The organism is Prosthecobacter gellanilyticus, assembly GCF_007992435.1.
Classification (GTDB): domain Bacteria; phylum Verrucomicrobiota; class Verrucomicrobiia; order Verrucomicrobiales; family Verrucomicrobiaceae; genus Prosthecobacter; species Prosthecobacter gellanilyticus.
Genome location: NZ_BKAG01000018.1, coordinates 121,582 through 147,440, shown reverse-complemented (window position 1 = coordinate 147,440; position 25,859 = coordinate 121,582). Strand labels below are relative to the sequence as shown.

At 59.7% G+C, this 25,859-nt stretch carries 23 protein-coding genes; 17 read left to right on the top strand and 6 right to left on the bottom strand.

Annotation, left to right across the window (positions count from 1 at the left end; translation table 11 throughout):
* The first annotated feature begins 259 nt into the window (after positions 1 to 259).
* Positions 260 to 2,305 carry a DUF1549 and DUF1553 domain-containing protein gene (locus tag BGE01nite_RS14190; protein ID WP_146851136.1) on the top strand — a complete coding sequence of 682 codons (2,046 nt, stop codon included), beginning with the start codon at positions 260 to 262 and terminating at the stop codon, positions 2,303 to 2,305.
* 95 nt (positions 2,306 to 2,400) lie between these two features.
* On the opposite strand, the gene BGE01nite_RS14185 is transcribed toward BGE01nite_RS14190, so the two are convergent.
* Positions 2,401 to 3,033, bottom strand: coding sequence for a plastocyanin/azurin family copper-binding protein (locus BGE01nite_RS14185; protein ID WP_146851135.1), 633 nt, complete (start codon positions 3,031 to 3,033; stop codon positions 2,401 to 2,403).
* 177 nt (positions 3,034 to 3,210) lie between these two features.
* On the opposite strand from BGE01nite_RS14185, the gene kefF reads away from it, so the two are divergent.
* Together kefF and BGE01nite_RS14175 are read left to right on the top strand one after the other, a co-directional pair.
* Positions 3,211 to 3,756: a glutathione-regulated potassium-efflux system oxidoreductase KefF gene (kefF, locus tag BGE01nite_RS14180; RefSeq protein WP_146851134.1), complete on the top strand. Its 546-nt coding sequence runs from the start codon at positions 3,211 to 3,213 to the stop codon at positions 3,754 to 3,756.
* Positions 3,753 to 5,630 carry a monovalent cation:proton antiporter-2 (CPA2) family protein gene (locus BGE01nite_RS14175; protein ID WP_146851133.1) on the top strand — a complete coding sequence of 626 codons (1,878 nt, stop codon included), beginning with the start codon at positions 3,753 to 3,755 and terminating at the stop codon, positions 5,628 to 5,630. Before kefF ends, BGE01nite_RS14175 begins: the two co-directional genes overlap by 4 nt.
* A 181-nt stretch (positions 5,631 to 5,811) precedes the next feature.
* On the opposite strand, the gene BGE01nite_RS14170 is transcribed toward BGE01nite_RS14175, so the two are convergent.
* From BGE01nite_RS14170 to BGE01nite_RS14150, 5 genes are all read right to left on the bottom strand, one after another.
* Positions 5,812 to 7,086 (bottom strand): phospholipase D-like domain-containing protein, encoded by a 1,275-nt coding sequence (locus BGE01nite_RS14170; protein WP_170266789.1) that lies wholly within the window; start codon positions 7,084 to 7,086, stop codon positions 5,812 to 5,814.
* Positions 7,056 to 7,304 carry a glutaredoxin family protein gene (locus tag BGE01nite_RS14165; RefSeq protein ID WP_146851131.1) on the bottom strand — a complete coding sequence of 83 codons (249 nt, stop codon included), beginning with the start codon at positions 7,302 to 7,304 and terminating at the stop codon, positions 7,056 to 7,058. Before BGE01nite_RS14165 ends, BGE01nite_RS14170 begins: the two co-directional genes overlap by 31 nt.
* 73 nt (positions 7,305 to 7,377) lie before the next feature.
* The gene (locus BGE01nite_RS14160; RefSeq protein ID WP_170266788.1) at positions 7,378 to 8,244 is read right to left on the bottom strand and encodes a transglutaminase family protein; all 867 of its coding nucleotides are present in this window, start codon (positions 8,242 to 8,244) and stop codon (positions 7,378 to 7,380) included.
* 100 nt (positions 8,245 to 8,344) lie between these two features.
* Positions 8,345 to 9,412 (bottom strand): alpha-E domain-containing protein, encoded by a 1,068-nt coding sequence (locus BGE01nite_RS14155; protein WP_218032988.1) that lies wholly within the window; start codon positions 9,410 to 9,412, stop codon positions 8,345 to 8,347.
* Positions 9,413 to 9,473: 61 nt separating this feature from the next.
* A complete protein-coding gene (locus tag BGE01nite_RS14150) occupies positions 9,474 to 10,916 on the bottom strand; it encodes a circularly permuted type 2 ATP-grasp protein (RefSeq protein WP_146851129.1) in 1,443 nt (480 codons plus the stop codon).
* Positions 10,917 to 11,280: 364 nt separating this feature from the next.
* Here BGE01nite_RS14150 and BGE01nite_RS14145 point away from each other — a divergent pair, with 364 nt between their 5' ends.
* The 14 genes from BGE01nite_RS14145 (at position 11,281) to BGE01nite_RS14080 (ending at position 25,851) form a co-directional block, all read left to right on the top strand.
* Positions 11,281 to 13,050, top strand: coding sequence for a carbamoyltransferase family protein (locus tag BGE01nite_RS14145; RefSeq protein WP_146851128.1), 1,770 nt, complete (start codon positions 11,281 to 11,283; stop codon positions 13,048 to 13,050).
* Positions 13,051 to 13,082: 32 nt separating this feature from the next.
* On the top strand, positions 13,083 to 13,970 hold the full coding sequence (gene rfbA / locus BGE01nite_RS14140; RefSeq protein ID WP_146851127.1) for a glucose-1-phosphate thymidylyltransferase RfbA: 888 nt from the start codon (positions 13,083 to 13,085) through the stop codon (positions 13,968 to 13,970).
* 30 nt (positions 13,971 to 14,000) lie between these two features.
* Positions 14,001 to 14,729 carry a class I SAM-dependent methyltransferase gene (locus tag BGE01nite_RS14135; protein ID WP_146851126.1) on the top strand — a complete coding sequence of 243 codons (729 nt, stop codon included), beginning with the start codon at positions 14,001 to 14,003 and terminating at the stop codon, positions 14,727 to 14,729.
* A gap of 43 nt (positions 14,730 to 14,772) precedes the next feature.
* Complete coding sequence (gene rfbB / locus BGE01nite_RS14130) at positions 14,773 to 15,792, top strand: dTDP-glucose 4,6-dehydratase (protein WP_146851125.1); 1,020 nt, start codon at positions 14,773 to 14,775, stop codon at positions 15,790 to 15,792.
* Positions 15,789 to 16,616, top strand: a complete 828-nt coding sequence (locus BGE01nite_RS14125) for an ABC transporter permease (RefSeq protein ID WP_146851124.1) — start codon at positions 15,789 to 15,791, stop codon at positions 16,614 to 16,616. The genes rfbB and BGE01nite_RS14125 overlap by 4 nt, the downstream gene beginning before the upstream one ends.
* Positions 16,617 to 16,622: 6 nt before the next feature.
* Positions 16,623 to 17,597, top strand: coding sequence for a glycosyltransferase family 2 protein (locus tag BGE01nite_RS14120; RefSeq protein ID WP_146851123.1), 975 nt, complete (start codon positions 16,623 to 16,625; stop codon positions 17,595 to 17,597).
* Positions 17,590 to 18,834, top strand: a complete 1,245-nt coding sequence (locus BGE01nite_RS14115) for an ABC transporter ATP-binding protein (protein ID WP_146851122.1) — start codon at positions 17,590 to 17,592, stop codon at positions 18,832 to 18,834. The genes BGE01nite_RS14120 and BGE01nite_RS14115 overlap by 8 nt, the downstream gene beginning before the upstream one ends.
* A complete protein-coding gene (locus tag BGE01nite_RS14110; protein WP_146851121.1) occupies positions 18,831 to 19,403 on the top strand; it encodes a methyltransferase domain-containing protein in 573 nt (190 codons plus the stop codon). Before BGE01nite_RS14115 ends, BGE01nite_RS14110 begins: the two co-directional genes overlap by 4 nt.
* Positions 19,400 to 20,236: a glycosyltransferase family protein gene (locus BGE01nite_RS14105; protein ID WP_146851120.1), complete on the top strand. Its 837-nt coding sequence runs from the start codon at positions 19,400 to 19,402 to the stop codon at positions 20,234 to 20,236. Before BGE01nite_RS14110 ends, BGE01nite_RS14105 begins: the two co-directional genes overlap by 4 nt.
* The gene (locus BGE01nite_RS14100) at positions 20,236 to 21,420 is read left to right on the top strand and encodes a polysialyltransferase family glycosyltransferase (protein ID WP_146851119.1); all 1,185 of its coding nucleotides are present in this window, start codon (positions 20,236 to 20,238) and stop codon (positions 21,418 to 21,420) included. The genes BGE01nite_RS14105 and BGE01nite_RS14100 overlap by 1 nt, the downstream gene beginning before the upstream one ends.
* A 23-nt stretch (positions 21,421 to 21,443) precedes the next feature.
* Positions 21,444 to 22,592, top strand: a complete 1,149-nt coding sequence (locus BGE01nite_RS14095; RefSeq protein WP_170266787.1) for a glycosyltransferase family 4 protein — start codon at positions 21,444 to 21,446, stop codon at positions 22,590 to 22,592.
* Positions 22,589 to 23,767: an L-2-hydroxyglutarate oxidase gene (lhgO, locus tag BGE01nite_RS14090; protein ID WP_146851117.1), complete on the top strand. Its 1,179-nt coding sequence runs from the start codon at positions 22,589 to 22,591 to the stop codon at positions 23,765 to 23,767. The genes BGE01nite_RS14095 and lhgO overlap by 4 nt, the downstream gene beginning before the upstream one ends.
* On the top strand, positions 23,760 to 25,013 hold the full coding sequence (locus BGE01nite_RS14085; protein WP_146851116.1) for an ABC transporter ATP-binding protein: 1,254 nt from the start codon (positions 23,760 to 23,762) through the stop codon (positions 25,011 to 25,013). Before lhgO ends, BGE01nite_RS14085 begins: the two co-directional genes overlap by 8 nt.
* Before the next feature lie 118 nt (positions 25,014 to 25,131).
* A complete protein-coding gene (locus BGE01nite_RS14080; RefSeq protein ID WP_146851115.1) occupies positions 25,132 to 25,851 on the top strand; it encodes an FkbM family methyltransferase in 720 nt (239 codons plus the stop codon).
* Positions 25,852 to 25,859 lie beyond the last annotated feature (8 nt).

Sequence of the window (25,859 nt, the reverse complement as noted above, 5' to 3'; positions counted from 1 at the left end):
GGGCCCTCCGGCGCTCTCGAAGGACTAACGAGAACTTTCGCGAAAGCTGTCTGCGAAAGTCGACCAAGGTCATTTCTCCCTCCGTAGTTCGCAGACCACCCGCTCCGTCGGAAAGCTCCAGAGGACTGGAGCACTCCAGGACGCTCCGCGACTTCAATGCCATCCCTGCATTTTGAGTCTGGCTTGGTCCTCTGCACGATCCAAAGCCTCCCCCCTCATCCCCTGAAAGCCCAGCCCTCCGCCGTCTGTATACAAAACCATGATTTTCCCGCGTCGTGCCACCAGGCTCCTCGCCATCATCGCCCTCACCGGATCGGTCGTGGCGAAGGATGACGGCCCCAAGCCAGTGCCGTGGTCCTTCGCCCCGCTGCGCCGCGTGGAACCCCCGAAGGTCAAAGACACCGCATGGCCGCGCACGCGCATCGATCTCTACATCCTCGCCCGCCTGGAAGCTGCTGGCATGAAGCCGGCTCCGCGTGCGGATGATGCCACTTTGAGTCGTCGGCTCGCCTTTGACCTCACAGGCCTGCCTCCCAATCCAGACACGGAGACGCGGAGAAGGGGAGACACGGAGATTCAAGCCGGTCTCGCCTCTGCTTCAGTCTCCGCGTCTCCGCGTCTTTCCCCCGCCAACACGAACAACCCAGCTCACCAGCGGCAGGTCGAAACCTACCTCTCCTCCCACCATTACGGCGAACGCTGGGCGCGTCATTGGTTAGACCTTGCGCGATACACGGACCAGACTCCGGACTGGCTGGACTCCACCAAATACGCCTACCTGTATCGTGACTGGGTCATCAGCGCGCTGAATGGAGACATGCCGTATGACCAGTTCGTCATCCGTCAGATCGCGGCGGACTATCTGCCAGACTCAAAGCCGCAGGACCGCGTGGCCATGGGCTTCATCGGCCTCAGCCCAACCTACTTTAAGGAATTACAGCTCCCGCCGGAGATCATCAAGACGACGGTCGCAGATGAATGGGAGGAGCATGTGGATGCCATCGGCCGCACCTTTCTCGGCCTCACGCTGGCTTGCGCGCGCTGTCATGATCACAAGTCAGACCCCGTCACCGCACAGGACTACTATGCGCTCGCCGGTGTCTTTGCCTCCGTGAAGCAGGTGGAGCTTCCCACGATGAGCGAGCAGTTCTGGAAGCCAGTGGAAAAAGCCCGCAAAGATGTCGCCGCCTTGGAAAAGCAGGTCGTGGAGCTGAAAAAGAAAAAGCCCAAGAATCTCGCCGAGCAGACGAAGGCCATGCAACTGCGGATGGAGGTCATCAAGACCAGCACACCGCATTACAACATGGCCATGGCAAATGCCGTCGTGGATGCCGCGCTCTATGTCGTGGAGGCGGATACGAAGAAAGGCACCAAGCTCGACTACAAGATGGGCATGGCCCGTGACCTGGAACTGCAGAAGCGTGGTAACCCCAATGACACAGGTGATGCCGTGCCTCGTCGCTTCCTCTCGGCCTTCCCTTCGAAGAGTGGCAGGCCGCGTCAGTTCAGCACTGGCAGCGGTCGTTTAGAGCTGGCCCAGGCCATCGTGGAAGATGCCACGCCTCTCACAGCCCGTGTGATCGTGAACCGTGTCTGGAAGCATCACTTCGGTCGCGGTTTGGTGGACACGCCGAGCGAGTTCGGCAATCTCGGCGAGCTTCCCTCGCACCCGGAATTGCTCGATGACCTCGCGGGCCGTTTCATTGAAAACGGCTGGTCCTTGAAGTGGCTGCATCGCGAGATCCTGAACTCCGCCACCTGGCAGCAAAGCAGCCTCGCCGCTGAAAACGAGCGCCTTGATCCTGAAAACAAGCTCTTCGCCCGCATGATCCGCCGTCGTCTCGATTGGGAATCGTGGCGCGATGCCATCCTCACCGCCACCGGTGAGCTCGACCTCCGTCAGGGCGGCCCCGCAGGCTCCATCAGCGATGCCAAGAACCTCCGCCGCTCCCTTTACGGTGCCTCTGACCGTCAGGACATGGACCCCATGCTGCGCATCCATGACGTCCCAGATCCCGGCGCCCACAGCCCCTGGCGCACCGAGACCATCACCCCTCTGCAAAGTTTGTTCGCGCTGAACTCCCCCTTCATGCAGACCCGCGCCGATGTGCTCGGGAAATGGATCCAGACCCAGGGTTCGGATTTTGTTTCGAGCACTTACTCGCGGTTGTTTGGCCGTGCTCCGACCGAGCGCGAAGCTCAAGCTGCCCATCGCTTCCTCAATGGTCGTGAGAACGATGCCGCGGCGTGGTCCCAGTATGCGCAGGCACTGCTGGCGGCTAATGAGATGATGTTTGTGGATTGATCGGGACGCTCCGCGACTTCGACGCCTATGCACAAAAAAACGGGACTCTGTTTCCAGAGTCCCGTGGGATTCGTCAAAAATCAAAGGTCAGCGGACTACTCCACCTTCATCACACCATTCATGATGGCACCGTGACCGGGGAAGGAGCACATGTAGGGATACTCGCCAGCGGCAGGAGCGGTGAACTCCAGCACTTCGGTCTGGTTCGGCTGAAGCAGCTTGGTGTGGAAAAGGATGTCCGGGGAGTCGGGGATGAAGCCCTTGGCCATGCCATCGGGAGCGGTGGCCATGCCCATGGCGAGGGCGAGCAGCTTGTCCTTGGAACCAGCCTTGGCGATCAGGATGTTGTGCGGCTGCGGCACGGCAGGATGGGTGTTGTTGAAGGTCAGTTTGACCTTCTGGCCGGCCTTCACCTTGAATTCCTTGGTGTCATAAGCCAGCGGGTTGGCCGTGTCGGGCTTGATGGTGATCTCAGCCACCGGAAGGTCGGCAGCAGGAGCCGCAGTAGTCGTTGCGGCAGCAGCTGCAGGAGCCGCTGCGGCGGGGGCGGCGGCAGCCGGGGCGGCCTTGGCCTCTTCACGCACGCCAGCGCTTTCCTGCCAGCCACCGACGAGGAAGGAGCTACCCCAGAAAAAGGCGAAGCCGCCGACAGCCAAGGCGATGATGACATTCAGGACGTTCCAGATGGAACCGGAGCTTTCAGGGGACTGAGCGTGATGGGCGGACATTGGGGGCTTCAGGGGTAGTTTTGGGGAGCCGCATAGGAGCAAGGGAAGGCGTCTGCGCAAACACCAGTTTTGCGCGCATTTTGTCTCTGGCAGACAGGCTGCTTGCCACGCCTGCCGCCCGGGTCTCCTGTAGGGAAGCCCTCTCCGGCTCCTCCGAGCCCTCTTTTTTCTCTCCCCATGTCCTCCCCTGCTCCAGGCCGCGTCCTCATCCTCTTCGCCCATCCGGCCCTGCATCGCTCCCGGATCAATCTGGCGATGATGGACGCCGTGCAGGATCTGGAGGGGGTGACCGTCCGCGACCTCTACGAGGTCTACCCGGATTTCCACGTCGAGGTCTCGACCGAGCAGGAGCTGCTCGTCGAGCATGACGTGATCATCTGGCAGCACCCTTTTTACTGGTACTCCGCCCCCGCCTTGCTGAAGGAATGGATGGACGTGGTGCTGGAATACGGGTTCGCCTATGGCGATGAAGGCCGCGCTCTGCATGGCAAAAGGGTCATGAGCGCCCTCACCACCGGCGGGCCGGAAGACGCCTACGACCGCGCCGGTTACAATCGCTTCAGCATGCGCGAGCTGCTGGCCCCCTTTGACCAAACCGCCCACCTCTGCGGCATGAAGTATCTGGATCCCTTCATCCTTCATGGCGTGAATCAATTCAGTCCCGAGCAGGTGACCGCCGCCGCGGCGAGCTACCGGAAACGCATTCAAGAACTCCTGGCATGACTCCCGACTTCCTTTTTCAGGCCGTGGTCTACCTGCTGGCCGCCGTCATTGCGGTGCCCATCGCCAAGCGTCTCGGCCTCGGCTCCGTGCTCGGTTATCTGCTGGCCGGCGTGGTCATCGGCCCGAGCCTTTTGAATCTCGTCGGCCGGGTGGAGGACGTGCAGCACTTCGCCGAGTTCGGCGTGGTGATGATGCTCTTCGTCGTCGGCCTCGAGCTGCGCCCCAGCCTGCTCTGGCGCTTGCGCGGCCCCATCCTCGGCACCGGCAGTTTCCAGGTCATCGCCACGGCAGGGGCGGTCACGGGAATCGCCATTTTGTTAGGCCAGTCCTGGCCCGTGGCCGTGACCATCGGCCTCATCCTGGCCATGTCATCCACGGCCATCGTCATCCAGTCGCTCGCGGAGCGTGGCGTGCTGAACACACGCGGCGGACAGGCCTGCTTCTCCGTGCTGCTGTTCCAGGACATCGCCGTCATCCCGATTCTGTCCGTGCTGCCCTGGCTGGCTCATGCGCATGGGGCTGTGCCCGGTGAAGGCGCGGCTCATGGCCATGAATCTGCCCTCGCCCATCTGCCAAACTGGGCGCAAACGCTGATCACCCTGGGGGCTGTCGTGGCCGTGGTCATCGTGGCGCATTACATCCTGCGTTATGTCTTCCGCTTCGTGGCCGAGGCGAAGCTGCGCGAGCTCTTCACGGCCGTGGCGCTGCTCGTCGTCGCCGGTGTGGCCTATCTCATGCACCTCGTCGGCCTTTCCGCCGCCCTGGGCACCTTCATCGCCGGAGTGGTGCTGGCGGAAAGCGAATACCGTCACCAGCTCGAGGCTGACGTGGAACCTTTCAAAGGTCTGCTGCTCGGCCTCTTCTTCATCGCCGTCGGGGCCGGTTTGAATCTCGGCCTCGTGGCGGCTAATCCGGGGCTGATCACGATGCTCACCTTGGGCTTGATCGCCCTCAAGTTCGGGGTGCTGCTTGGCATCGGCGGCCTTTTTCGCATGGGCGGCGGCGCCAGCTTCCTCTTCGCCAGCGCTCTGGCTCAGGGCGGTGAGTTTTGCTTCGTGCTGCTCGGCATGGCGGATCAGCAGGGTTTGTTGAAATCAGACATCGCTGGTCCTCTCGGCGCGGCCATCGCGCTCAGCATGGCGCTGACACCCTTGCTGCTGATCGTGAACGACCGCCTCATCCAGCCCCGCTTTGCCAAGATGGGCGCGCCTCGCGAGCACGACGCGGTGGAGAGTCATGATCATCCGGTGATCCTGGCAGGCTTTGGCCGTTTCGGGCATATCATCGGCCGACTTCTGCAGGCGAATGGCTTTGGCGTCACCATTTTGGACAACGATCCCGACCAGGTGGAGACGCTCGGCAGGTTTGGCTTGAAGTCGTTCTATGGCGATGCCTCACGCGCGGATCTGCTGGAAGCGGCGGGTGCGGCGAGGGCCAAGATCTTCATCTGCGCGGTGGATGATGAAGCGAGGGGCCTGGAGATCGTGGATCTTGTTAGGCACGAGTTTCCGCACCTGCGCATTCTCGCCCGTGCCGTGAGCCGCAGTCATGCCTACGCCCTGATCTCACGCGGAGTCATGGAGTTCCGTCGCGACACGCTTGGCAGTGCCCTCGATCTCGGCACGGACGTGCTGAAGGCACTGGGTTATCGCGCACATCGGGCTCTGCGTGCCACGCAGGTCTTTCGCTGCTATGAGGAGGAAAGCGTGCGTGAACTGGCGAAGCACTTCACAAATTACGAGGACGCTTCCTACATCTCCATCGCCCGCCAGCAGTTGCAGAACTTTGAGGCCCTCCTGCGTGAGGACCTGAAACGCCAGCATCTCGGTGGCGAGGATGCGTGGGACAGCGCGGGACCGCCGAAGGAGAGGTGAGGTTTGATGCCGAAGTCGCGGAGCGTCCCGCAGTGCGGTGGCAGAGATGCACGGGCACCCTTGCATCGTCGACACCGCTCTCGTGCGCACACATCGCCACCTAACAACGAAGGCGTTCTCTGCGCACCTAGCGGTGTCGCGCCTTCGCGCTTGCCACCGCACTCCGGGACGCTCCGCGACTTCACAGCTGATGCTGCACCCACCGCCCAAAGCAGCCCTTCAACCACTTACCGAAAGGTTGATGAAGGTCCTTCTCGGCTAACACCCGGCTCCTCGCCTTGTCCTTCTCATGCATGGCCATCTGCTCGCGGGCGAAGGCGGCGCTGAGCACGAAGACGTTGTTCTCATCATTGATGAAGAAGGAGCGCTGATCGATGTTCCCCGAACCAATGATGCTGAGATGGTCGTCAATGACCACCAGTTTCCCGTGCATCATGCAGGGTTCGAACTCACGAACCTCGATGCCTGCGGCGATGAACTTGCGCAACAGTGGTGCCGTCGTCGTGGGACACAGCGTCATGTCCGTGTGCTGGCCGGGGACCAGCAGTTCCACGTGCACGCCGCGCTTTTTGGCCTCAAACAAGGCCTCAATCACGGGCCGGTTGGGGATGAAGTAGGCATGGGAGATCACGATGGACTTCCTCGCGGCTCGCAGGGCTAACAAAAAGCTGCTGCCGATGGTGTCGTGAGTCTTCTTGGGAGATCCGAGCACGCTCTGCGCAGTCAACGAACCTGCGGTCGTGAGGGCAGGGAAATGGTCGGGACCATTCACCGGCTCGCGAGCCACTTCCTTCCAGTTGTCATTAAAGGCATGCTGAAGCTGCGCCACGATGGGTCCGTGCACTTCATACATGGTGTCACGCCAGCGATGCGGTCCGTCCGCTTCACCGTCCCAGGCATAGGCCAGGCCAGCGCCACCCACGAAACCGGTTTTTCCATCCACCACCAGGATGCGGCGATGCGTGCGATGATTGTAGAGAAAGGGATTGTAGAGCTTCCAGCCGCTGTAAAAGCGCACGTCGATGCCAGCCGCGCGCATGGCCTGGATATGCTTTTTGCCATACGTGTTGCTGCCGTAGGCATCAAAGAGCACGTGAACTTTCACGCCGGCCTTCGCACGTTCGATGAAGGCTTCGGTGAAATCGATCACCGGCTGGCTGTCCACCGCGACAAAGTTCTCCCAGGTCAGTGTCTTCTCCGCGCTACGGATGGCCGCGAGCATGGCCGGGATGAACACACCGCCATTCGGCAAGGTGCGGATGCTGTTTCCCTGGGTCCAGGTCTGGCCGGTGATGCGGCTGACTTCTTCAGCAAAAGCAGGTGATGTGACGGGCGCGGGTGATTCCGGCACCTTCTGCAGACGGCCTGTGGCACAGGATGTCAGAAGACCTGCGAGCAGCAGAGAAGACCAGAACCAGCGGAAGGTCACGGCAGCGCGAACTTCTTTTTCTTCCACCAGGCTTCCAGTTCATCCGCGCCGAAGTCCGCGAGGATCTCGCCATCCACATCGATGCTCGGCGCCTTCGTCTGGCCGGTGAGCTCCAGCATCTCGGCGCGTGCCGCTGCATCACGGGTCACATTCAGCGCGGTGAAGGGGATGTTGTGGGAGTTCAGCCAGTCGATGGCTTCGTCACACCAAGGGCAGCCGGGTTTGATGAAGAGGCGGATTTGCATAAAAGCGAAAAGCGGAGGTTGGTGAAGAAGGTCGATAGCAGATCGGAATCAACCTTGATTTCGGTCGCAGGTTTTACGCCTCGACCGTTTGCGGCGATGCCTCCAGGTCACGGATCTGCACCACCACCTCCATGCGCTTGGATCCCTTGCCACGGAAGCTGCCGCTCACAGGCTTGATATCGCCATAGTCACGGCCGATGGCCAGCTTCACGTAGCGCGGATCGGCCTCGCGTGCATGCGTGGGGTCCCAGGCGCGCCAGCCATGATGCGGGAGAAAAATCTCCACCCAGGCATGCGAGGCCTCGTTTTCATCTCCGGTCTTGTCATTGAAAAAGTAGCCGCTCACATAGCGCGCCGGGATCTGCTGGCTGCGGCAGAAGGCGATCATCACGTGCGCATAGTCCTGGCAGACCCCACGGCGGTCCTGCAGCGCGGTCACGGCATTCGTGTGCACATGCGTCCAGTCCGGATCATAGGAGAAGCTATTGTAGACATGCTTCCCGAGCTTCACGGCATCCGTCCACAGATCGGAGACCTGGCTGCCGATCACGTCCACGGCCTCACGCCAGATGGCGACGTTCTGCGGCACGAATTTCGACTCCACCACGAAGTCGAAATAGTTGTCCTCCACCACCGGATCATTGAGCGAATCCAAGGTTAGGCCCATGGGGGCCGGGCCGCGCTTGTCCACACGGGTCTCGACCTCGGAGTTAGCCTCGATCTCGAGATAGTGGTGCGGCGTGTGCAGCTCAAAATGCGCGACGTGGTTTTGATAAAAGTCGTAGTGGGACTTCACCGGTGTCTCGGGGCTGACACGGAGTGAGTAGTTGGCGCAGCGTTGCAGGGGATCAGAGACGGGCCGGAGCCGGATGTCATTATAACTTTCCAGCACCGGGCCGTCATATTCGAAGCGCGTCAGATGACGCACACTGAGGCGCATGCCTCGGCGGATCGAATGGGGGGTTAAATCAGACATCGGGGGGACGTTCGCAGTAGACGGATGAACGCGGACGTCAAGCCATGAGCCTGACTCACTTTCCTCACTGCTGCTGCTGCTCCTGTTGCTGATGGAACCGGATCTCCGCCTGGAGGTCTACGGGTGGGAAGTACATGTAGGTGTTGTAGAGATGGCCTCCAATATTTCCGACTTCGACCTGGGAGCTGTCCAAAAATTCATGCAATCCCTGAGTGAAAATATCATCCACTGTCAGGTTGGAGAGTTTCTCCAGAAAGAGCCTGAAGCGCTCCACGGCGGGCGCCTTGTTGGCTTCGGGCGATGAATCGGTGATCAGCTCGATGAGATGATCCATCTCCTGGCAGCAGAATTTCAAGCTGCGCGGGAAACTGCCGTCAAAGATCAAGAACTCGACGACTTTCTTGTAGAACACGTCCGCCACATAGTAGCGGCGGTAGGCTTCCAGGGCGCTGGCGCTGCGCAGCACGGCATGCCACTGCGCCGTATCCACAGCTCCACCCACATCGGATGCGCTGGGCAGGAGGATGTGATACTTGATGTCCAGCAAGCGAGTGATCTGGTCCGCACGTTCCATGTATTTGCCGAACTGGATGAACTCGAAGCCTTCGTTGCGGGAAAAGGTGCTGACGGTGATGCCCTGGAAAAGGTGGGAGTAACGCTTGATCTGATCGTAGAAAGCGCTGGCACCTTCATGCCAGATTTGCTTGGAGTTGGCACCCTGGATGAAAAGATAGGCGTCATTGAGAACCTCCCACATCTCACTGGAGATCTGGTCACGCACCTGGCGGGCGTTTTCGCGCGCATTGGAAATGCATGAGAGGAGCGAGTTTGGATTCTCTCCACGGAAGGTCATGAACTCGGTCACGCTCTCGCTGTCCGCCGTCTCATAGAGTTTGAAGAACTGCTCTTCATCACCGGAGGAGCGGAGCATGGGCAGCCAGTGCGCCTTGAGCAGTTCATCACTGACATCACCGAAATCCAGCAGGAGCTGGAGGTTCACATCGATCAAACGTGCCTGATTTTCAGCACGTTCCAGGTAGCGGCTCATCCAGTAAAGGCTGCCCGCGACTCGGGCTAGCATCACGTTGGCCTGTTCGTGCCGGGCATATTCTTCGCGGGCGGGAGGACTCATGGTCAAAAAGTTGGTTGGGGGAAGGAGAGTAAGTTAAAAGCGCTCTTCAGTTGGTTGGAGGTTAGTCCTTGAGCACCCAGGTGTCCTTCGAGCCGCCTCCTTGTGAGCTGTTGACGACCAGGCTGCCCTTGCGCAGGGCCACACGGGTCAGGCCACCCGGCGTGACCACGGTCTTCTCACCACAGAGGATGTAGGGCCGCAGGTCGATATGGCGCCCTTCGAACTTGTCACCGCACCAGGTAGGGTGACGGCTGAGGGAGATGGGATTCTGCGCGATGAAGTTGCGCGGATTGTCCTCGATCATCTTGCGGAAGCTTTCGATCTCCTCCTTCGAGGCCCAGGGGCCCATGAGCATGCCGTAACCACCGGCCTCGTTCGCGGACTTCACCACCAGCTTGTCCAGGTTCGCCAGAATGAAGGAGCAGTCGCTTGGCTCGGAGGCCAGATAGGTCTCCACGTTCGGCAGGATCGGGTCCTCGCCGAGGTAGTATTTGATCATCTTCGGCACGAAGTAGTACACCACCTTGTCATCCGCCACGCCGGTGCCGATGGAGTTCGCCAGGCTCACATTCCCGGAGCGGTAGGCATTCACCAGACCCGGCACGCCGAGCAGGGAGTCCGCGCGGAACACGGAGGGGTCGAGGAAGTCATCATCAATACGGCGATAGATCACGTCTACCTGCACCAGGCCGGCGGTGGTGCGCATGAAGACCTTATGATCACGCACCAGGAGGTCGCGCCCCTCCACGATCGGGATGCCCATCTGGCGGGCCAGGAAGGCGTGCTCGAAGTAGGCGCTGTTATACACGCCGGGGGTCAGCAGGACGGCGTTCGGAGCATCCGTGCCGCGGAATTTGGCGGGGGCGCAGTATTGCAGTACCTTCAGCAGTTCCGTTGGGTAGTTGTCTACCGGGGCCACACCAGCGGCCTGGAAAAGCTCGGGGAAGGTGCGCTTCAGGGCACTGCGATTTTCCAGCATGTAGCTCGCGCCGGAGGGGCAGCGGAGGTTGTCCTCCAGCACCAGATACTGGCCGTTGCGGTCGCGGATGAGGTCGGAGCCGCAGATGTGCACGTACACATTTTTCGGCACCTCGAAGTTCATGAACTCGCGTCGGAAGTGCTTGGCGCTCAGCAGATACTGCGGCGGGATGACGCGGTCCTTGATGATCTTCTGCTCGTGGTAAATGTCATGCAGGAAGAGGTTCAGCGCGGTCAGGCGCTGGATCAGGCCTTTCTCCACCACGTCCCACTCCTCGGCGGAGATCACGCGTGGGACACAGTCGAAGGGGAAGATGCGCTCGGTGCCCTGGGAGTCTGAGTAAACCGTGAAGGTCACCCCGCCGCGCATGAAGGCGGTCTCCACCGCCGTCTGACGGCTGCGAAATTCGTCCGCGGAGACATCATTCAGGGCTTCGCCCACGGCTTTGTAGTGGGGGCGGACATCGGAGCCGCTGGCAAACATTTCATCGAAGAAATCCTCCGGCTGATACTGGTCAAAAAGCATGGTGGGTTGGGGTCGGTTGGGCTTTCGAACTAGTTAAGCAGGTCTGGGGCCAAGTTTGGAAGCCGGTTTTTCCTGCATTCTGCGAAAGTGGAAGGTCGGAGGCTCCCAAGTTGTCGAAAAGGTCACTTGCACCGGGCCTCCGGCCCCCCTGACCAGGGACTCCTCCGACTGTCCGCGCAGAGCGGGAGGGGCTGTCAACCAGCTATTTATGTCAGGAGTTTGTGCTTTGCCCTGCTAGACCCCGTGATACATTTCCGGCCCTTTATCGAAAAAAGGTCCCAACCCAACCTCTGCCACCGTGCTTTTGGAGCTTCCCTGTGAGAGCGACCAAGGGCGGCAGCTTGCCCGGATTTAATCAAGACGCATGATCGTTCTCGGACTCAATGCCTATCATGGAGACTCAGCCGCAGCCCTGGTCAAAGATGGCAAGCTGGTCGCAGCCGCTGAGGAAGAGCGCTTCCGCCGCATCAAACACTGGTCTGGCATGCCCACCGAGGCCATCTCCTGGTGCCTGGCGGATGCAGGCCTGAAGCTCAGTGATGTCGACCACATCGCCATCAACCGGAACCCGAAGGTCAACAACCTGCGCCGTGCCATGTATGTGCTGCGCAAACGTCCGAGCCTCGGCTTGATCTGGAAAAGGTTAGGCAACATCCGCCGCGCGGCCAGTTTTGAGGATCAGTTCCAGAGTCGCTTTCCAGGCGAGACGCTGCGCGCGCAGGTGCACCGTGTGGAGCATCACTTGGCGCATCTGGCCTCGGCCTATCATGTGTCGGGGTTCAAGGAGGCGGTCTGCCTTTCCGTGGATGGCTTTGGTGATTTCGCCAGCAGTGCCTGGGGCCTGGGTCATGGAGACAAGATCGACATCGAGGGTCGCATCTACTTCCCGCATTCGCTCGGCATCTTCTACACCATCATCACGCAGTTCCTCGGCTTCCCGTATTACGGTGACGAATACAAGGTGATGGGCCTCGCGCCTTATGGGGAGCCAAAATATCTCAAGGAGATGCGCCAGATCGTGCAGATCCAGGCAGATGGCGGTTACCGGCTTAACCTCAAGTATTTCAGGCATCACACGGATGATGTGCACTACACCTGGGACGACTGCTGTCCTGAGGTGGGCACGCTTTATCGCAAAGAAGCGCTGGAGGAGCTCCTCGGTCCGGAGCGCGCTCTCGGTGCGGCTTTAGAGCAGAAGCATCGCGACATCGCCCGCAGCGCGCAGGCCATGTATGAGGAGGCGCTCTTTGCCATGCTGAAAGCGCTGCACAAGCGCTACGGCTGCACAGATCTCGCGCTCTCCGGCGGCTGCGGCATGAACTCCGTGGCGAACGGCAAGGTGTATCTGAACTCCCCCTTCAAGCGCATGTATCTCCCGGCCTCCGCTGGCGATGCTGGTGGTGCTATTGGTTCGGCATTTGTGGTCGCACGCGAGATCGAAAGCGGCCTGCCATCCACGGAGAAAACTGAGCCCTTCGTGATGGATCACGCCTATGTCGGTCCGCAGGCCTCCGAGTATGAGATCGAGTCCTTGCTCACCTCGCGCATGGCTGAGATTCAGGCCGCAGGCTGCCAGGTGCGGCGCTTTGAGGATGAGGCTGAACTCTGCAAGACCACCGCCGCGGCGATCACGGAAGGAAAAGTCATTGGCTGGTTCCAGGGCCGCATGGAGTGGGGCCCTCGTGCGCTGGGTAACCGCAGCATCCTGGGTGATCCGCGTCGCGCGGACATGAAGGACATTTTGAATCTGAAGATCAAGCGCCGTGAGTCCTTCCGCCCCTTCGCCCCGAGCATCTTGCGAGAGCACGTGAGCGAGTGGTTTGAGCAGGATGATGACGTGCCCTTCATGATGGAGGTCTTCCAGGTGCGTCAGGAGAAGCGCGCGCAGATCCCCGCCACCACACATGTGGATGGTTCCGGCCGCCTGCAGACCGTGCACAAGGAGACGAATCCGCGCTATCACCAGCTGATCAGCGCTTATCGTGAGATCACCGGTGTGCCGATGGTGTTGAACACGAGCTTCAATGAAAACGAGCCCGTCGTGTGCCGCCCGCAGGAGGCGCTCGACTGCTTCCTGCGCACAAAGATGGATGTGCTGGTGCTCAATGACTGGATGGTGACCCGCGAGGGTTGATCCGCCTAACGGCACTTTTTGTTACGAAACCGATGAAAGGCATTGTGCTCGCAGGTGGCGCTGGTTCGCGGTTGTATCCGCTGACCCAGGTGGCCAGCAAGCAACTGCAGCCGGTCTATGACAAGCCCATGGTCTACTACCCGCTGACAGTGCTCATCGCCGCGGGCATACGGGACATCTGCCTGATCTCCACGCCGGAGGATCTGCCACGCTTCCAGCAGCTTTTGGGCGATGGTTCGCAGTGGGGTGTTTCGATTGTCTACTTTGAGCAGGCCAAGGCGGAAGGCATCGCGCAGGCCTTCCTGATCGCCGAGTCCTTTATCGGTAAAGATCCGGTGGCACTGATCCTCGGGGATAACCTTTTCTTCGGTGGCGATGCCTTTCCACGTGCCTTTGGCGAGTTTGAATCCGGTGCCACGGTCTTTGCTTATCACGTCAAAGACCCCGAGCGCTACGGCGTGGTGGAGTTTGATGCGGATGGCAAGGCAGTGTCTCTGGAAGAGAAGCCCGCGAAGCCACGCAGCAACTACGCCGTGCCCGGTGTTTATCTCTACGACAACGAGGTGATCGACATCGTGCGCACTTTGAAGCCTTCCGAGCGTGGCGAGCTTGAGATCACGGACGTGAATCGTGAATATCTGCGCCGCGGCACGCTGCATGTGACACGCCTCAGCCGCGGCACCGTGTGGCTGGATGCCGGCACCAGCAGCAGCCTGCACGAGGCCTCCTCCTATGTGCAGACCATTGAAAAGCGCCAGGGCATGAAGCTCGGCTGCCCGGAGGAGGCCGCGCTGTATCGTGGCTTTCTCACGCATGAGCAGTTTGAGGCACTCGTGGCCTCCATGCCCAAGTGCGAATACCGTGACTATCTGGCGGACGTCTCTACCGAAGTGAAGCGTGTTGGCATCAAAAGTGCCTGATGCACGTCAGATAAACCTAACCAAAAACGAATGACCCCGCATCCTGTTCTCGCCCATCGTTACGCCCAAGCTGAGGAGCGCCCCGGCTATGTGAAGCAGCTTTTTGATGAAGGCGCCGAGCACTATGATCCCATCGTTGGCTGGGGCTTTTGGGGCTCGGGGAATCTTTACCGCAAGTTTGCGCAGTCACGTCATGGCCTGAAGCCCGGCATGAACCTGCTGGATGTGGCCTGTGGCACGGGCCTCATGTCCGTGGCCGCCAGCCAGGTGCTCGGCTCTGACAAGACCATCACTTGCGTGGAACCGAGTGATGGCATGCTGGCCGTGGCGCGGAAGAAGCTCCCTGGAGCCACCTTCATCCAGAGTGGTGCTGAGAAGATGCCGGTTGCGGATGCCTCGCAGGATTTCCTCACCGTTGGTTATGCCTTGCGCCACTTCGCGGATATCACCGGCACCTTCCGCGAGTTCAATCGCGTGCTGAAGCCCGGCGGTCGCGTGCTCATTCTCGAGGCCACGCGCCCTGCGGGCAGGTTTGGCTCCTGGCTCTTCAAGCTCTACTTCGGCATCATCTATCCCTTCTTCGCCCGTCTGCTGACTCGCAGTGCCAAGGCCGAGGAGATGATGGTCTACTTCTGGGAGACCATGGACACCTGCGTGCGCCCTGAGGATGTGCTTTCCTCCCTGAAAGAGGCCGGGTTTAGCGAGGCGCGCCGCGTCTCCTGCCTCGGCGTGTTCAGCGAATACGTGGCCGTGAAGTGATGTGATCCGCAGCGAGGCTGTGTCACTGTCAAAATCTGCGTTCATGAATCTCCTCATCACAGGCGGCGCAGGCTTCATCGGATCCAATCTGGTGCGGCATGTGATCACCAAGCCCGAAGTGACGAAGGTGGTGAACCTGGATGCGCTGACCTATGCTGGTCATCTGGAGAACATCAGTGGTCTCGAAACGCAGTCCCGCTATGTCTTTGAGAAGGTGGACCTGCGTGACAAGGAAGCTGTCATCCGCGTGGTGAAGCAGCACGACATCACCCACGTCATGCATCTCGCTGCCGAGTCCCATGTGGATCGTAGCATTTCCGGGCCGGATGATTTCATCCACACGAACATCGTCGGCACCTTCAATCTCCTCGAAGCCTGCCGCTCTCATTGGTCTGATTCATCGGCGGCGCATCGTTTCCATCACGTGAGCACGGATGAGGTCTACGGCTCTCTCGGAGCCACTGGCACCTTCACGGAAAGCTCCTCCTATGCACCGAGCTCTCCCTATGCGGCCAGCAAGGCTGCGGCGGACATGCTGGTGCGGAGTTACCACCACACCTATGGTCTGCCGGTGCTGATCACGAACTGCTCGAACAACTACGGGCCGTATCAATTTCCTGAGAAGCTCATTCCGGTGGTCATTCAGAGTGTTTTGAGCCGCCAGCCGGTGCCGGTGTTTGGCGATGGCCTGAATGTGCGTGACTGGCTGCATGTGAGTGACCATGTCGAAGCACTTTGGACTGTTTTGAATCAAGGTGCCGTGGGTGAGACCTACAACATCGGCGGTCATAACGAGGTCGTGAACCTTCCCCTGGTGGAGCAGATCTGTGATTTGATCGATGAGATGCAGCCCGTCCTCGGTGGCGGCTCGCGTTCCTTGATCAGCTTTGTCAAAGACCGACCAGGGCATGATCGTCGCTATGCCATTGATGCGGGCAAGATCGCCCGTGATCTCGGCTGGCGGCCTGCGCACACTTTTGAAAGCGGCCTGCGTGACACGGTCGCCTGGTATCTGGCTAACCAACAATGGGTTAGCGCTGTCACTTCTTCCTCCCGAGCATGAGCAAACTTGTCATCGAAGCCGGACGTGCCTCCCGGCAGTATTGGGCCGATCTCTGGCGCTACCGGGAGCTTTTCGGCTTCCTGGCCTGGCGTGATATTTTGGTTCGCTACAAGCAGACCGTCATCGGTGTGGCCTGGGCTGTGCTGCGGCCGCTGCTGACCATCCTGATCGGTGCCGGTGTCTTCGGCACACTGGCGCAGCTGCCTTCCGATGGTGTGCCCTATGCCATTATGGTCTGTGCTGGCACGCTGCCCTGGTATTTCTTTTCCAGCGCACTCACCGAGTCTGCGAACAGCCTGGTGGGCAATGCGAACCTGATCTCCAAAGTCTACTTCCCGCGCATGATCCTGCCTGCGAGCGCGGTGGTGGTGGCCTTTGTGGACTTCGCCATCTCCATGGTGATCCTCGCGGGGCTGATGGTGTGGTATCAGGTGATGCCGACGTGGCGTCTGCTGGCGCTGCCGCTCTTCACGGCGCTGGCCTTTGTTACGGCCATGGGGCCTGGATTGCTCTTCACGGCGCTGAATGTGAAATACCGCGACTTCCGCTACATCATTCCCTTTGTGGTGCAGTTCGGGCAGTTCATCTCGCCGGTGTTTTACAGCACGAGTGTGATTGAGGAACGCTTTGGTGACTGGGGCCGCATGATCGTCTCCATCAATCCCATCGTGGGGGTGATCGATGGCTTCCGCTGGGCCATCTGCGGCACCACGGAAATGCACTGGGGCAGCTTTGCCCTGTCCTCGGCCTTGAGTCTGTTTTTGCTGGTTGTCGGCATCAAATACTTCCGTGCCACCGAGCGCACCTTTGCCGACGTCATCTGACCCTGGATGAGCCAGCCATCTCCACGCATCGTGCCTGTGTCCGCCATCCTGCCGACCCGCAACCGCGCGCCTATCCTGGCCCGGTTTCTAGAGTCGCTGGAGGTGCAGGACACGCTGCCGCGTGAGATCGTGATCTGTGATGCCTCGGATGGTGATGACACACGTGCTCTGGTGGAGTCCATCAGACCGCGATGGCAGCAGCGTTTCGGGGACCAAGTGGTGTGGCAGTATCTTCTCGCGAATCGTAAAGGCCTCGCGCCGCAGCGTAATCAAGCCGTGGCTGCGGCCACGCAGACCTATGTTTGGTTCCTGGATGATGACATCATCCTCGAGCCGGGATGCTTGAAACATCTGCACGATGTGATCGCTAAAGATGAAACGGTGGGCGGAGTCACTGCCACCTTGATCAATGAGCCCTATCATCCTCCGGGCAAGGCCACACGGGCTTTGATGCGCTGGTTTGAGAATGGTCATGTGCGCGATACTTATGCCTCGGCCTGCGTGGGTCCTGGCTGGACCTTTCTGCACGATGCCTCGCTGGAAGGTCCGCCTTTGATGCGCGCTGAATGGCTCGGCGGTGGCTGCACCCTCTATACGAAAGCTGCGCTGCCAGTGCCTGCGGTGCCGGATCATTTTGAAGGCGCGGCTATCGGTGAGGATCTCGCCGCCTCGCTGACGGTGGGGCAGCGCTGGAAGATGTGGCATGTGCGTGCCGCACGCTGCATTCACGACAGCCAGGGCGGCATTCACAAGCGCAGCCGCCGAGCACTGGCAGATCAGGGATTGCGGAATCGCTACTACATCATGACTCGCGTCATGGGCCGCGACACTCCTCGTGATCATTTGAATCTCGCCCTGATGCTCGGCTTTAGTTTGCTGGGTTCCATGAGACGTCCGTCGCAATGGATGGCAGGCCTTCAAACTATCCTTGGTTATGCCCAGGCCGCCTGGAGCATTGCCACACGACCCGCTCATGTCTGACCCCATGATCAGCGTGGAAAACCTGGGCAAGCGCTACACGCTGCGCCACCAGGCCACGAAGCGATATAGCACGCTGCGGGATTCCGTGGCGGGGCTCTGGGCGCGGGCGGCATCGCGTCAGGGACCTGAATCTCATGAGGAGTTCTGGGCGCTGCATGAGGTGTCCTTTGAAATGCCTCGCGGCGAGGTGCTCGGCATCATCGGCCGCAACGGGGCAGGGAAGAGCACGCTGCTCAAAATCCTTTCGCGCATCACCGAACCCAGCCAAGGCCGTGTCACGCTGGATGGCCGCGTGGCCTCGCTCCTAGAGGTGGGCACGGGCTTTCATCCGGAACTCACGGGGCGTGAGAACATCCACCTCAATGGTGCCATCCTCGGCATGACGCGGAAGGAGATCAATGCGAGCTTCGATGAGATCGTGGCCTTTGCGGAAGTGGAGAGATTCCTGGATACTCCGGTGAAGCGCTACAGCAGCGGCATGTATGTGCGTCTGGCTTTCTCAGTAGCCGCGCATCTGCGCCCTGAGATCCTGGTGGTGGATGAAGTGCTCGCCGTGGGTGATGCGCAATTCCAGGCCAAGTGCCTCGGCAAGATGGAGTCCGTGGCGCGCCAGAGTGGCCGGACCATTCTTTTTGTTAGCCATCAGATGAGCGCGGTGCGCCGTCTCTGCTCCTCCGTGCTCTGGCTGGATCGTGGCCGGGTGGTGGAGCATTCGCGCGATGTCGAGGAGACCGTGCAGCGCTATCTTCGTGGAGGTCAGGATTTCGCGGAGCAGCTTCCCGCGCGTGTCGATCTGCAGGACACACCACGTGACAAAGGCTCGGCATGCATCTTTGCGGCGGTATCGCTGGAAAGCGCACGTCATTCGGCTTCGGCAGTCTTTGAGCCAGATGAAGCGGTGACCATCGTGATCGAGTGTGACCTTCGTGGCCAGATCCGTGATAGTCTAACTTTCAGCATCCAGCTCAGCAGCTCGGGTGGCGAGCGTGTCGCCACCTGGTTCCATGGTGATAACACTGGGCATCCGCTGCCCTCCTCCGGCAGCTTTGTTTGCCGCTGTGTGGTGCCTGCCTTGCACCTGACTCCGGGAGATTACTGGATCGGTATCGGCGCAGGCCAGCGCGGTGATCCGCTGGACAAGGTCAATGAGGCGCTGATGTTCCGCATCGAGAGTCGTGAGACCACGCGCGCAGGCATGCTGCAAGCGCCAGCCACCTGGGAGGTGATGTCCGCATGAGTGCGCTCGCCGTCCAGATTCAGCGCCTGAAGTATCATGTGCTCTACCGCTGGATGCATCTGCGCGGCGGGATGTTTGTCGGGCATAGTCTTGCCCCGCATGCTGAGCGCCTCGGCGAGCTCCTGCGTGAAACGGGCTGCACGAGTGTGCTCGATTACGGCTGTGGCAAAGGGAAGCAGTATTCCGAGATGAAGCTGCATGAGAAGCATCAGTGGGGTGTCATCCCCACGCTCTATGATCCCGGTGTGTCTGCGCATTCAAAGCTGCCTGATGGCCCCTTTGATGCGGTGATCTGCACGGATGTGATGGAGCATGTGCCTGAGGCGCTGGTGCCTGAGGTGCTCGCACGCATTTTTGCCCGTGCTAAGAAGCTGGTCTACTTCAGCATCTCCACGAGGCTCGCAGCGAAGACGCTGCCGAATGGCGAGAATGCGCACTGCACGGTGCATCCAGCCTCCTGGTGGATGGACCGCCTGCGCGAGCATGCCACGACCCAGCGTGTGGAGGCGAGCTTTCAAGGTGCCAAGGACACTCCCACCGAAGTTCACACTTTTAGTTCGGCGGCATGAATCCAGACGTTCTCCAGATTTTTATCGGTTCCGGCGAGGCCAGCGTCATCGAGCGCAAGGTGCTTGAGCATTCCATCCGCAAGCTCAGCGGAGCGAACGTGGCCGTGCATGTCTACAATGGCACGCATGACACCGTGGAGTGGGCGGACGGGCGTATCGAGCGGCTGAACACGCCGCTGAACATCAAGTATGCGAACGTCACGGAGTTCTCGAACTTCCGCTGGTTCATCCCGCAGCTCTGCGGCCATCAGGGCCGGGCGATGTATATTGACTCGGACATGGTTTGCTTCACGGACATCGGCATCTTCCAGAGCATCGACATGAAGGGTGCGGCCATGATGGCGAAGCCGGATGCCTATAACGAAGGTGCTCCGGGACCTTCCTGGGGCATGAGCATGGCGCTCTTTGATTGCGCGAAGTGCCGCTGGGATGTCTCGGAGTGGTTCGCAGGCATCGAGCGCGGTGATTTTACTCTCACGGACCTGCATCGCATGCAGGGGCCGTTCATTCAACGTTATCCGTTAGGCCTCACCGAGCTGCCGCCAGGATGGAATGTCTTTGATGATTACACTCCGGGCACCACGCAGCTCATCCACTACACACGTCTGGATATGCAGCCGTGGAAGTTCACCGGGCATCCGGCGGGGGAGGTGTGGTTTGAGCATCTGCACGCGGCCATGCGAGATGGCTTCGTCACGCAGGCGATGATCGACCGCCAGATCATGCGTGCCTATGTGCGGCAGGACATCATGCAAGGAAACTACTCCAGCCGCGTGAAGCGCATCCGCGTGCTGGCGAAGAAACTCGCGAAGGAGATTTTAGGACGCCGTTGATGTCACAAAGCACGTCAAAGCCCTGTCGCCTGCTGGCCGTGAATGGCCCAGTGCAGGTGCTGTGTGCCGTGGCGGCTCTCCAGGCTCGTGAAGCCATCCGCCCGGTGGTGCTTGCGGTGCCCGTGGTGCTGGGCATTCAGCCTCTGCACACGCAGGATGCGGCGCGTGCAAAGTGTCTCGAGGGCATCATTCGTGAGTGTGCTCACGTGTTGCATGCCTTTGAGGCGGTGGTGGATATGCAACAAGGTCCGGATGAACTGCGCAGACAAGGCTGGGAAGCGGTGGAGATCAGCGTGAACATGCTGGAGGTGCCTGAGTCACGTGCCTTGTTCCAACAGTGGCCGCAGGCGAGGCGCATCTTGTATGGTGACGGACTTGGTCTAGCGCAGACGACGGGTGATTTTGGCGCGGGACATTCCAAGAAGGCTGAATTGCGTCGTTGGTTAGGGAGGTTTCTGCCGGTGTTTCGTCGCGGGACTGATGCCGAGGGCGCGGAGCCTTGTGAGGAAGCCTATGTGCTGGCCCGCCACCCGAGGTATGCGCTGCGTTGCTCGCGGCAGCATTTCATTCCGGCGGCGAAGTATCGGCAGCTCTTTGAAAGATTGGCGGAGCGCTTGACTGTGCCTGCGCTTGATTCGGCGATCGAGAAGCTTCCTGCGGGCAAGGACTGCGACATCCTGCTCATGACGAATCTGCCGGGCGGGCCTGTGACGGATGCGGATGCAGAGGTGGTGGCTTACGTGCATCTGCTGACTGAGGATGCGCGTGCGCTGCCTCCCGCTGTGTGGGTGAAGCCGCATCCGCGCAACAGCACCGCTCTGCTTTCCAGTCTGCGTGAGAAGCTCTCCAAGCTTTATCAGTCCGTGGTGATGTTTGATGCTCCTGAGGAAGCCGCTCTGCCTTTCGAGGTGGTGCTGGGCCGGGCGATTGCAAAAGGAAGTGTGAAGCCTGAAGCGCTCTGCTTCTTCGCTGCCAGCACAGCCGCGTGCTCGGTGCCGGTGGTGTTTGGGAAGCCGGTGAAGATCGGCTTTGGTGCCCGGGCGTGCCAGGGCATCTACAAGCAGGACACATGGCTCGCCACACGCCTGCTGCATGAGCGGAGGCTCCGTGCGCTCGTGAATGATTTGTTAGGTCTGACGTTCCGTGGGCGCGATGTCTGGACGGGCGCCTGGTCCGCCGCGTGAAGTCTGTGCTCATGCGCATCCTCATGATGATCCCCTCTCTCCAGACCGGCGGTGCCGAGTGGGCCTTTGTGCGCCAGGCAAACGCGCTTTGCGAGCAGCATGAGATCACCGCTTATGTGCCCTATGCCTGTGACTCGGCTCCGGCGCTCATGAGTGCCTTCAAGTCTCAGGTGCGGGTTGTTTCACTGCCACTGCCGCATGCGTTTTTTCATCGGGTGATCTACAAACTCAGCCTGCTGTTTCCGAAAGTGGCCTTGGAGAAGCGCATCCATCGTGCGGTGCTCGGCTTGTTGCACCGGTTGGAGAAGTTTCAGATGGTGAATCCGCACCTGCACAGCGGGACGCATATCGCCTGTGATGTCTTTGCCCGCGCTTCGGTGCCGGTGGTGGAGTCGGATCATGGTGACTATGCGCTTTTGAAAAAGGAAGATCCCTCGCTGGAACGGCATCGAGCGGTGTTTGCGCGACTTGATGGCGTCGTGTGTCCTTCGCAAGCGAATCAGCAGAATCTTCGTGAGATGCCTTGGAAGGCTGGATTCCGTCAGAGTGTGATTCCTTATGCTGCGCCGGTTGGCCAGGTGTCTGAGAAGACTGGCCTAACTAAAGATGAAGTATTTACCTTCGGGCTTCTGGCTCGCGGTGTGGCGGAGAAAGGTTGGGCGGAGGCTCTGGCGGCGTTTCGCTTGCTGCGCTCTCAAGTGAAGATGCCGATGAAAATGCTCTTCATTGGTGAAGGGTCGGAGATCCAGCGTCTTAGAGGCGAGGTGAAACCGGATGAAGGTGTGGAGATCGCAGGTTATCAGGCGGACACGAGCGAGTGGATCGCGAAATGTGATGTGGGCCTTTTGCCGAGCTATTTTGCCGCCGAGAGCCTGCCGAATGCGATCATCGAGTTTCAGGCGCAGGGCCGGCCGATGATCGCCACGAGTGTCGGTGGCATTCCGGAGATGCTGGAGAGCAGCGGCATGACGGTGCCGATTGATGCGGCGACAGGTCGTGCGGATGTGCAGGCACTCTCGGCAGCGATGCAGCGGATGGTTGAAGATGCCGCGTTTCGTCAAAGCTGTGCGGCTGGTGCTCGTATGAGCTTTGGGCGCTATCTGCCGGAGAAATGCTGCGCGGCTTACACGCGCTTTTTTGAGAGCTTCAGGGTGAGCTCATCTGAATCATGAAATACGACGTGGTCATCATTGGCGGCGGCATCGTGGGCATGGCCACGGCGGACGCTGTGCTGACACAGCGGCCTGGATCCAATGTGCTGGTGCTGGAGAAAGAAACAAAGCTTTGCGCGCATCAGACGGGCCGGAATAGTGGTGTCATTCATTCAGGCATCTACTACAAGCCCGGCAGCTACAAGGCACGGCTGTGCACGGCTGGACGTGAGGCCATGTATGCTTTTTGCGAGGTGCATGGCATCGCCCACGAGAGATGCGGAAAAGTCATTGTGGCCACAGAGACGGCAGAGCTGCCGCAACTGGAGAAGTTGCGCGTTCGAGGACTTGAGAACGGGCTCGAGGTGCAGTCTCTCGGCACTGATGAACTGCGTGAGCATGAGCCGCACGTGGCGGGCATCGCCGGTCTGTGGGTGAAGTCCACGGGCATCGTGGATTACAAGGCCGTGGTGGCAAAGCTGGCGGATCTCGTGAACCAAAAGGGCGGCGAAGTCCGCCTCGGAGCGCGTGTCTGCCAGGTGAGCGCGGGCCGTGTGGAGACGCAGGATGCGTTCTTCGAAACAGATCAGATCATCAACTGCGCGGGTCTGCACAGTGACCGCATGGCGCGCATGGCGGGCACGGATCCTGGCGCGCAGATCGTGCCGTTCCGGGGTGAGTATTATCAGCTCAGTCCGGAGAAGGTGAATCTCGTCAAAGGGCTCATCTATCCGGTGCCAGATCCGCAGTTCCCCTTCCTCGGTGTGCACTGCACGAAAATGATCGATGGCTCCGTGCATCTGGGGCCGAATGCGGTGCTGGCTTTCGCGCGCGAGGGTTATTTTAAGACGACGGTGAATCCACGTGACCTCGCGGAGACGCTGACCTTCGGTGGTTTCTGGAAGCTCGCCGCACGCCACTGGCGCTCTGGTTTCCAGGAGATCCTGCGCTCGCTGAGTCGCGCAGAGTTTGTGCGCTCCTTGCAGAGACTGGTGCCGGAGATCACCGAGGCGGATGTCATTCCCTGTGCTGCTGGTGTGCGTGCGCAGGCACTGCTGGATGATGGCTCGCTGGTCGACGACTTCCTGATCCGCCAGGAGGCGGGCATCATTCATGTGCTGAACGCACCTTCACCCGCTGCCACCGCTTCTTTGGAGATCGGAAAGCACATCGCCTCATTGCTCAAGAATGTCTGACGTGATCATCAGCGCCGAGAATGTCGGCAAAAGCTATATCCTGGACCATCGCGGAGCTGGTGCAGGCGGCTATCGTAAATTCAGCGATACCTTGATCCACACCGCCAAGGCCCCCTTGCGTTGGCTGAAAACAGGGAACGGCGAACAGAGAACCGGGAACAGTCGTGAAGAGTTCTGGGCGCTGAAGGATGTGTCCTTTGAGATCAAGCGCGGCGAGGTGGTGGGCATCATCGGCCGCAACGGGGCAGGCAAGAGCACGCTGTTAAAAATCCTTTCCCGCATTACTGAGCCGACAAAGGGACGCATCACTTTGGATGGTCGTGTGGCTTCATTGCTCGAAGTGGGCACCGGCTTTCATCCAGAGCTTTCCGGTCGTGAGAACATCTATCTCAACGGAGCCATCCTCGGCATGCGCAAGGAAGAGATCCGCAGCAAGTTTGATGAGATCGTGGCTTTTGCGGAAATCGAACGGTTCCTAGACACACCGGTGAAGCGCTACTCCTCCGGCATGTATGTGCGGCTCGCCTTTGCCGTGGCTGCGCATCTGGAGCCGGAGATTCTGATTGTGGACGAGGTGCTCGCGGTGGGGGATCAGAGATTCCAGCAGAAGTGCATTGGTAAGATGAATGATGTTGCTTCAGGTGGCCGGACAGTCCTTCTGGTCAGCCACAACATGGCTGTCATTTCATCTCTATGTGAAAAGGCCCTGCTTTTGAGCGCCGGACGGACGCAAGGATTCGGCGCTTCCAGCGACATCCTCAAACTCTACGCTGCGGCGCCCGAAGCCGAAGCCGCTTCGGCAGCCCGCATCTGCCGGAGAATAGACAGCAGTGTCGAGATCACAGCCTTGTCGTGCGCTCCCGAGACGGTCCAGTCCGGTGATGAAATGCAGATGGTGCTGGAGATGGAGGCGTCTAAAGAAACTCAGATCGACGAGCTATGCCTCTTGATCTACCACTCGTCGAGCCAGAGAGTGGGGATCATAGATTTACGTCAGTCTGACGGACCTTATCCGATGAATCCGGTCAAGCCTGCGCAGTGGAAGATCAAGATTCCTTCCATTGCTCTGGTGGAAGGAGAGTACTCCATCGGACTTTATTGCCGCACTCCTGAGTCACGTGGCGACCACTACGATCTCAGGACCTTTTCTGTCATGTCGGGGATGAGCAGCAGCCTGGCTCTCCCCTATTCCGCCGAGCATCGGGGATACCTCGAGTTCACCTACAATTTCTCTCATACTTATTGAAGTCGTGACATCGTTTGCGTCTCCCCTCGATCTAAAGCCATATCCCGGGCTTCTAAACCGATTTTTAGTTAGATATATCAGATCGGCAGACCATCCTGCAAAACAGCGTCTGCTGACCATGCTGTTCCGGTTGCTGGGGCGTCGCAGACTCGATGCCGCGACTGTTCATGGATTCCGGATGCTTCTCGATGATACGGACCTCATCCAGAGGACCATACTTTATTCCCACGCGTGGGAACCTGAGGTGTCAGAGGTGTTGCGCCGAGAGTTTACCGAAGAAGACGTCTTTTATGATGTCGGAGCAAACATCGGCTATGACTCCTTTCTGGCTCTTGGCGTTGGTGTGAAACTGGTGGTAGCCTTTGATCCCGAACCCGTCAACGAGGCGATCTACAAGGCCAATTTTGCCCTCAACGGGTTTTCTCCGGACCGGCTTGTGTTCGTCTCCAAGGCTGTGGGCGACAGACCTGGCAAGATGTCATTCCGCAGAGCTCCTTCAGCCAACATGGGAATCGGATCTTTGAGTGCAGAGGAAGTCGATGGCGGACTTCAGGTGGAAGTCGTCAGCCTGGATCATATGATCCGCAAAAAACTGATCCCGTCGCCCACCGTCATGAAGATCGATGTGGAAGGATGGGAGAAGGAGGCGTTGAGCGGCATGGCAGAAACGCTGTCGTCAAACCCGCCCAGAATGATCCTGCTGGAAGCAGATTGTGACGAGGCAGGCCGCATGAAGTCGCAGGATCTTGCTGACCTGCTGGCGGGCAAGGGATTCCATTTACAGCGAATCGGGCCCTTTGATTCCAAGGCAAATTATGTAGCGAGGCATTCCCGATAGAAACCGTC